This window comes from Stenotrophomonas sp. HMSC10F07 (assembly GCF_001807895.1).
Classification (GTDB): Bacteria; Pseudomonadota; Gammaproteobacteria; order Xanthomonadales; family Xanthomonadaceae; genus Stenotrophomonas; species Stenotrophomonas sepilia.
Genome location: NZ_KV791365.1, coordinates 1 through 8,481, shown reverse-complemented (window position 1 = coordinate 8,481; position 8,481 = coordinate 1). Strand labels below are relative to the sequence as shown.

Below are 8,481 nucleotides of genomic sequence, written 5' to 3'. Positions count from 1 at the left end.
GGCTGGGCCGGGCCCCGGAGGGGTACTTGCAGCGTTCCCCGCAACCGGACCCACCCCGCAACTCCTCAGGAAGCCAGCTTTTGACGTTGACGTTGCCTCTGCGGGTACAGGGCCGCAGGCCCTGCCGCTACCCCTGTTCCCGCCGCCCGCGCAGGATGTCCCGGAACCACTGTCGGTGGTGCTTGTACGCCCACCCATAGGTCACCTTGCCCTGGGTCATCGCCCGCACCGACCCCTTGATCCAGATCGCCGCATAGATGTGCACCACGATCGCGCAGATCAGCACCCAGCCGAACAACGCATGGGCGAGCACCGAGAAGCGGATCACCCCGATCGGGAAGAAGTGGCTGAAGTACTGCCGCCAGATCACGAAGCCGGTCAGCAGCAGTGCCGACAGGCAGCCGATGATGGCCCAGAACAGCAGCTTCTGGCCGGCATTGAAGCGACCGACCGGTGGCAGCTTTTCATCCTCGTTGCGCAGTACATCGCGCATGCCGCGCATCCACGCGCGGTCGTCGGCGGTCGGCAGATTGTCGCGCCACATGCGCAACGCCAGCAGCGCAAAGCCCACCACCATGGCCAGGCCGATGAACGGGTGCAGGATGCGCGTCCACGGTCCGCCACCGAACAGCTGGGTCAGCGGGAACAGGGCAGGGTGGAACAACGCCAGCCCGGACAGCGCGGTCAGCACGAAGCAGATCGCCACGATCCAGTGGTTGATGCGGGTCGGCGCGCGGTAACGGATGATCTGCCGCGGGTGCGGGGCGTACTTCATGGCCGCTGCTCCTCTTCGATCTTCTTCGCCTCGTGCTCGGCTTGTTCTTCTTCCTCGTCATTGACCGTGTTGCGGCCGATGCCGATGTAGTGCAGGAAGCCAGCAAAGGCCGTGGCGGCGATCGCCAGGACGCCCAGCGGCTTGGCTACGCCCTTCCAGACTTCCACCATCGGGCTGATGCGCGGGTCCTTGGGCAGGTCGGCGTAGAGCTCGGGCTTGTCCACATGCTGCAGCACGTACATCACGTGGGTACCGCCGACGCCCTGCGGGTCGTACAGGCCGGCGTTTTCATAGCCGCGTGATTTCAGGTCTTCCACGCGTCCGGCGGCGTGCTCGGTCATCGCCTGTTTGCTGCCGAAGGTGATCGCCCCGGTCGGGCAGGTCTTCACACAGGCCGGCTCCTGGCCGACCGCCACCCGGTCCGAACACAGCGTGCACTTGTAGGCCTTGTGGTCCTTCTTGGAGATGCGCGGTACGTCGAACGGGCAGCCGGTCACGCAGTAGCCGCAGCCGATGCAGTTCTCTTCCTGGAAGTCGACGATGCCGTTGGCGTACTGGATGATCGCGCCGGGCGACGGGCAGGCCTTCAGGCAGCCCGGGTCGCTGCAGTGCATGCAGCCCTCCTTCCGGATCAGCCACTCCAGCTTGCCCTTCTCGTCCTCGTACTCGCGGAACTTCATCACCGTCCACGACTGTTCGCTCAGGTCGGGCGGGTTGTCATAGCTGCCAACGCAGCTGCCCACTTCGTCGCGCAGGTCGTTCCATTCCATGCAGGCGACCTGGCAGGCCTTGCAGCCGATGCACTTGCTCACATCGATCAGCTTGGCGACCTGGCCGGTGTGCGCGCCCCGCGCCTCCGGCGAGGGCGTGGTGGTGGCCGAGCGGCGGATGATGTCCAGCGATTGCAGTGGCATGGCGTGTCTCCTACACCTTCTCGACCTTGACCAGGATGCACTTCGACTCGGGCGTCTGCGAGTTGCCGTCACCGATGGCATTGGTCAGCGTATTGGCGATATATCCGGGCTTGGCCGCACCGAGGAAGCCCCAGTGGATCGGCACGCCCACCTGGTGCACGGTCTTTCCATCGATCTGCAGGGCCTTGATCCGCTTGGTCACCATCGCAACGGCTTCGATATGGCCACGCTTGGAACTCACGCGCACGCGGCTGCCGTTGGTGATGCCCAGCTCGTCGGCCAATGCCGCACCGATCTCGACGAACTGCTCGGGCTGGATGATGGCGTTGAGCTTGCCGTGCTTGGTCCAGAAGTGGAAATGCTCGGTCAGGCGGTAGGTGGTGGCCACATGCGGGAACTCGTCCGGCGAACCGATCTGTGCACGGTCGCTGGCGAACACGCGTGCCGCGGGGTTGTTCAGCGTCAGGGCCTGGCCGGGGCTGAGCGGATTGCTGCGCAGCGGGGTATCGAACGGCTCGTAGTGCTCCGGGAACGGGCCTTCGGCCATGCCGGCCTTGGCGAAGAAGCGGGCGATGCCTTCCGGGTTCATGATGAACGGGCCCATCCCGCCGGCAGGATCTTCGTCGGCCTTGAAGTCCGGCACGTCCACGTTGCCCCAGTTCTTGCCGTTCCAGGCCAGCAGCGTGCGGCGTGGATCGAACGGTTGGCCAGCCACGTCGCACGAGGCGCGGTTGTACATCACGCGGCGGTTGGCCGGCCACGCCCAGGCCCAGCCCAGCGTGTTGCCGATGCCTGTCGGGTCACTGTTGTCACGCCGCGCCATCATGTTGCCGGTCGGGCCCCAGGCGCCGATGTAGATCCAGCAGCCGGAGGACGTGCTGCCATCGTCGCGCAGGTCGCCGAACGCGGCCAGCTGCTCGCCGGCCTTGCGCACCAGCTTGGTCGGGTCCTTCGGATCGAACACGTCGGCCAGCGCCTTGCCGTTGTATTCCATCGCCAGTTCTTCCGGCGTCGGCAGCTCCGGGTTGGAATACTTCCAGGCCAGGTCGCGTACCGGCTCCCACCACGCACCGCCATCCTTCTCGTACATCGCTTTGATGCGATGGAACAGCTCGGACATGATCTCGATGTCGCTGCGCGCTTCGCCCGGCGGGTTGGCCCCCTTCCAGTGCCACTGCAGCCAGCGCGAGGAATTCACCACCGCGCCGTTCTCCTCGGCAAAGGAAGTGGTGGGCAGGCGGAACACTTCGGTCTGGATCGTGCTCGGGTCGACGTCGTTCAGTGCGCCGTGGTTCTGCCAGAAGGCGATGGTCTCGGTTTCCAGCGGATCCATGCTGACCATGAACTTCAGCTTGGAGAACGCACTGATCAGCTTGCCCTTGTTCGGCGCCGAGGCCAGAGGATTGAAGCCCTGGCAGATGTAGCCGTGGATCTTGCCCTCGTTCATCAGCTCGTACGCCTGCAGCATGTCGTACGGCTTGTCGAGCTTGGGCAGGTAATCGAAGCACCAGTTGTTGTCGGCGGTGGCGGCATCGCCCCACCACGATTTCATCAGGCTGACGTGGAATTTCGGGTAGTTCTGCCAGAACGACATCTGGTTGGCGCGCAGGGGCTTCTGCGTGCGCTTGGCGATGTAGGCGTTGTAGTCCTGCTCATCCTGTTTCGGCAGCGTCAGGTAGCCGGGCAGCAGGTCGGACATCAGGCCGATGTCGGTCAGGCCCTGGATGTTGGAGTGCCCGCGCAGCGCGTTCATGCCGCCACCGGCCACGCCGATGTTGCCCAGCAGCAGCTGCACCATGGTGCCGGCACGCACGTTCTGCGCGCCGATCGAGTGCTGCGTCCAGCCCAGCGCGTACAGGATGGTCATCGCCTTGTCCTTGCCGGCGGTGGACGCGATCATGTCCCACACTTGGCGGATGCTGTCGGCCGGCGTGCCGCAGATGCGCTCGACCATCTCCACGGTGTAACGCGCGTAGTGTTGTTTCAGCAGGTTGTAGACGCAGCGCGGATCCTTCAGCGTCGGATCGCTGCGCACGAATCCATCGTCACCGTAGGCGTAGTCCCAGCTGGAACGGTCATAGCTGCGCTTTTCTTCGTTGTAGCCCGAATACAGGCCGTCCTTGAAGGCGAACTCGTCCTTCACCAGGAACGACATGTCGGTGTAGTTCAGCACGTACTCGTGCTGGATGCGGTCCTCGGTCAGCAGGTAGTTGATCAGGCCGCCCAGGAACACGATGTCGGTACCGGTGCGGATCGGCGCGTACACATCGGCCACCGCGGCCGAGCGGTTGAAGCGCGGATCGACCACGATCAGCCGCGCCTTGTTGTGGGCCTTGGCCTCGGTCACCCATTTGAACCCGCACGGATGCGCCTCAGCGGCGTTGCCACCCATGATCAGGATCAGGTCGGCATTCTTGATGTCGACCCAGTGATTCGTCATCGCACCACGGCCTAGCGTCGGGGCAAGACCTGCCACCGTCGGGCCGTGTCAGACACGTGCCTGGTTGTCGAATGCCAGCATGCCGAGGGAGCGGACGACCTTGTGGGTCAGCACCGCGGTCTCATTGCTGGTGGCCGAGGCCGCCAGCATGCCAGTGGTCAGCCAGCGGTTGACCGTCTGCCCGGCTTCGTTCTTCTGCACGAAGTTGGCATCGCGGTCTTCCTTCATCAGTCGCGCGATGCGGTCCAGCGCATCGTCCCAGCTCAGCCGCTTCCACTCGTTCGAGCCCGGCGCGCGGTACTCGGGGTAGAGCAGGCGCGACTTGCTGTGGATGATGTCGGCCAGGCCGGCACCCTTCGGGCACAGCGTGCCGCGGTTGACCGGATGGTCCGGGTCGCCCTCGATATGGAAGATGCTCGGCTCGGCGTTCTTGGCGCCATCGCCGAGGCTGTACATCAGGATGCCGCAGGCCACCGAACAGTAGGTACAGGTGTTGCGGGTCTCGGTCGCGCGGGTCAGCTTGTACTGCCTGACCTCCGCGAGCGCGATGCCGGGCGCGAAGCCCATCAATGCCAGGCTGGAGCCGACCAGGGTTGTCCCGGTCACTTTCAGGAACTGGCGGCGGCTCATCGATGGCATGCCGTTCTCCTGGGATGGCGGGGAGGCGCAGGCCTCCGGGCTGTCGTTGGGTACGGGCCGGTTATAGCACAGGCCCCCGGATGCCCATGTGGCACAAGGCGCGGCGCCTGCCGGACGGGCCCGGAAAGGGCCTGCTCTGGTAAAGTTGCGTGCCCGCCCCCTGGGGAAGCGTCTGCCGGGCCTGGTCCCAGGATGTTCCGCGCAGCCCCCGCCGTCCTGGCGCGACCCTCCGCGCCGGATCTGGAACACCGAGGAAAAATTTTGCGAAATCAACCAATTGGGTTCCGCGCATGAGCGCCCCGTCGAAGCCGTCGGACGCCGTTGCGCGCGGCACGCTGTACATCGTGGCCGCCCCGTCCGGCGCCGGCAAGAGCAGCATCGTCAATGCCACCCTGGCCCGTGACCCGCAGATCGCCCTGTCGATCTCCTTCACCTCGCGCGCGATGCGCCCCGGTGAGGTGAACGGCCAGCATTACCACTTCGTCAGTGCCGAGAAGTTCGAGCAGATGATCGCCGCCGGCGACTTCTTCGAGCACGCTTGGGTGCACGGCGACTGGAAGGGCACGGCCCGGCAGTCGGTGGAGCCGCAGCTGGCCGCCGGCCAGGATGTGCTGCTGGAGATCGACTGGCAGGGCGCGCAGCAGGTGCGCCAGCTGGTGCCGGGCACGGTCACCGTGTTCATCCTGCCGCCGTCCAAGCAGGCCTTGCAGGACCGCATGCGCAAGCGTGGCCAGGACAGCGAGGCGGTCATCGCCCAGCGCCTGGGCGCGGCCCGCGATGAAATGCTGCACTTCAACGAGTTCGACTACGTCATCGTCAACGAGGTGTTCGACACTGCCGTGGACGAGCTGTGCGCCATCTTCACTGCCAGCCGCCTGCGCCGGGAGGCCCAGAAGGTCCGCCACGCCGGCCTGATCCAGGCGCTGCTGACCCCCGATCCGGGTGCAACTGACTGATTCCAAAAGAATCGGGTAGGGGTTGGCTTGATTTTGTCCAGCCCCTGCCAGTACACTCCGTCCCCTTTCCCTCATTCGACTGAGCGGCCGACCGGTCGCCGGGAGCCCGTATGGCCCGCATCACCGTAGAAGATTGCCTGGAAGTCGTTAACAACCGTTTCGAACTGGTCATGATGGCTTCCAAGCGTGCCCGTCAGCTCGCCAACGGCGTGCAGGCCACGCTGGACAACAGCGAGACCGAGGACAAGCCGACCGTGCTGGCGCTGCGCGAAATCGCCGCCCGCAAGATCGACAACGCCCTGATCGACGAAGTCGAAAAGGCCGAGCGTGAGCGCGCCGAGCGCGAAGCGCTGGAGTGGGCTGCCGCCGAAGTGGTCGCCGACGAAGACATGTCCAAGAACGACGATTGATCGCATCGATCAACGTAATCGTTGGATACACCGAACAGCCCGCCCCGTGCGGGCTGTTTCGCATTCAGGATTTGCCGTAAACGTCGCGCTGGAATAGGCTTCGGGCATGAACCCAGGCCCCACTGCCAAGGTCGCCGCAGCCCCCACTGCCGCCGTACCCGACTACGTCCTCCAGCTCGAACGCGCCGCCCATTACCTGCCGCCGGAACAGCTGCCGCTGTTGCGCCGTGCCTGGGAAGTCGGGGCCTCCGCGCACGCTGGGCAGACGCGCAAGTCGGGCGAGCCCTATATCACCCATCCGGTGGCCGTGGCCCAGGTGCTGGCCGAACTCGGCCTGGACGTGGAAGCGCTGATCGCCGCGATCCTGCACGACACCATCGAAGACACCCCGCTGACCCGCGAGGCGCTGGCCGCCGAGTTCGGCGAAGCCGTGGCCGAACTGGTCGACGGTGTCACCAAGCTGGACAAGCTGAAGTTCCGTGACCGCCAGGAGGCGGCCGCCGAGAGCTTCCGCAAGATGCTGCTGGCGATGTCGCGCGACCTGCGCGTGATCATGATCAAGCTGGCCGACCGCCTGCACAACATGCGCACGCTGGGCGCGCAGAGCCGCGAAGCGCGTGGCCGCATCGCCCGCGAGACGCTGGAGATCTACGCGCCCATCGCCCAGCGCCTGGGCATGAGCCTGGTCAAGAGCGAGCTGCAGAACCTGGGGTTCAAGGCGCTCTACCCGTGGCGCCACGCCATCATCGAAAAACACATCCGCAGCCAGCCGGTGGTGCGCCGCGAAGCGATGGCGCAGGTGGAAGTGCAGCTGTCGCAGCGCCTGGCCAAGGAGGGCATCGAGCATCGGCTGATCAGCCGTATCAAGACCCCGTGGAGCATCTACAACAAGATGCGCGACGAGAACAAATCCTTCGACCAGGTGATGGATGTGTTCGGCTTCCGCCTGGTCGTGCGCAGTGTGCCCAGCTGCTACCACGCGCTGGGCTCGGTGCACGCCACCTTCAAGCCACTGGATGGGCGCTTCCGCGATTTCATCGCCATTCCCAAGGCCAACGGTTACCAGTCGCTGCACACGGTGCTGTTCGGGCCGTATGGCTCGCCGATCGAAGTGCAGATCCGTACCGAGGAAATGGACCTGATCGCCGAACGCGGCGTGGCCGCGCACTGGACCTACAAGTTCGGCGGCGATTCGCCCAACAGCGCACAGAGCCGTGCCCATGCGTGGATCGTCGAGCTGATCGACTCGCAGCGCGCCGCCGGTTCCTCGCTGGAATTCCTCGACAACGTCAAGGTCGACCTGTTCCCTGACGAGGTCTACCTGTTCACCCCGAAGGGCAAGATCCTGGCCCTGCCGCGCAATTCCACCGCGCTCGATTTCGCCTACGCCGTGCATACCGACGTCGGCAACATGGCGGTGGCCTCGCGCGTGGACAAGAAACTGGTGCCGTTGCGCACCAAGCTGGTGTCGGGGCAGTCGGTGGAGATCATCACCGCACGCTCGGCCACGCCGAAACCGCAGTGGCTGGAATTCGTGGTGACCAGCAAGGCGCGCACCGCCATCCGCCACCAGCTCAAGCAGCTGGAGCACGAGGATGCCGTGCAGCTGGGCCACCGCATGCTCGACCGTGCGCTGGAAGCGATGGATTCGTCGCTGGAGCGGCTGCCGAAGGGGCGCCTGGATGCGTTCCTGGCCGAACACCGCTTCCCGCGCCTGGAAGCCCTGCTGGCCGAGGTCGCACTGGGCAACTGGATGCCGACCCAGGCCGCGCAGGCGCTGATGGCCTACGCCGAACTGCGTGGCGGCCCGCATTCGCGCCACCACTCGCAGGAGAAGATCCTGATCAACGGCAGTGAGCGCGGCGTGGTCACCTTCGCCGGCTGCTGCCAGCCGATTCCCGGCGACGAGATCATGGGCTACCACACCGCCGGCAAGGGCATCGTGGTGCACCGGATGGACTGCCCGAACCTGGCCGAGCTGCGCAAGTCGCCCGAGCGCTGGGTGCCGATCGGTTGGGACACCACCGTCTCCGGCGACTACGACACCTCGCTGGTGGTGGAAGTGGAGAACGGCACCGGCGTGCTGGCGCAGCTGGCCGCCGCCATCGCACAGAGCCATTCCAACATCGAACGCGTGGACTACCTGGACCGCGACTTCAACGCCGCCGTGCTGGCGTTCAACATCCAGGTGCGCGACCGCAACCACCTGGCCGAAGTGATGCGCCGCCTGCGCCGCCTGTCGGTCGTGCAATCGGTACGCCGCCAGTAGATCCACGCCATGCGTGGATGACGTTCCGCGCACACGACGCACGGGGTCGGATCCGTTTCCCGCCGGGAAACGGATCCG

General features: G+C 65.5%; 6 protein-coding genes. 3 read left to right on the top strand and 3 right to left on the bottom strand.

Translation table 11 applies throughout. The features are described 5' to 3' along the window. Positions 1 to 127 precede the first annotated feature (127 nt). From HMPREF3114_RS08390 to fdnG, 3 genes are read right to left on the bottom strand one after another with little or no spacing between them, the layout of a single operon-like run. A complete protein-coding gene (locus HMPREF3114_RS08390) occupies positions 128 to 775 on the bottom strand; it encodes a formate dehydrogenase subunit gamma (RefSeq protein ID WP_005418959.1) in 648 nt (215 codons plus the stop codon). After that, positions 772 to 1,689: a formate dehydrogenase subunit beta gene (gene fdxH / locus HMPREF3114_RS08385; RefSeq protein WP_053500839.1), complete on the bottom strand. Its 918-nt coding sequence runs from the start codon at positions 1,687 to 1,689 to the stop codon at positions 772 to 774. Before fdxH ends, HMPREF3114_RS08390 begins: the two co-directional genes overlap by 4 nt. A 10-nt stretch (positions 1,690 to 1,699) precedes the next feature. After that, complete coding sequence (gene fdnG, locus HMPREF3114_RS08380; RefSeq protein WP_141750796.1) at positions 1,700 to 4,768, bottom strand: formate dehydrogenase-N subunit alpha; 3,069 nt, start codon at positions 4,766 to 4,768, stop codon at positions 1,700 to 1,702. A 290-nt stretch (positions 4,769 to 5,058) separates the two neighbouring features. Here fdnG and gmk point away from each other — a divergent pair, with 290 nt between their 5' ends. From gmk to HMPREF3114_RS08360, 3 genes are all read left to right on the top strand, one after another. After that, positions 5,059 to 5,724: a guanylate kinase gene (gene gmk / locus HMPREF3114_RS08370; protein WP_005410878.1), complete on the top strand. Its 666-nt coding sequence runs from the start codon at positions 5,059 to 5,061 to the stop codon at positions 5,722 to 5,724. Between the two features lie 110 nt (positions 5,725 to 5,834). Beyond that, positions 5,835 to 6,134: a DNA-directed RNA polymerase subunit omega gene (gene rpoZ, locus HMPREF3114_RS08365; protein ID WP_005410877.1), complete on the top strand. Its 300-nt coding sequence runs from the start codon at positions 5,835 to 5,837 to the stop codon at positions 6,132 to 6,134. 106 nt (positions 6,135 to 6,240) lie between these two features. Next, positions 6,241 to 8,403: a RelA/SpoT family protein gene (locus tag HMPREF3114_RS08360; protein WP_005418955.1), complete on the top strand. Its 2,163-nt coding sequence runs from the start codon at positions 6,241 to 6,243 to the stop codon at positions 8,401 to 8,403. Positions 8,404 to 8,481: the final 78 nt, after the last annotated feature.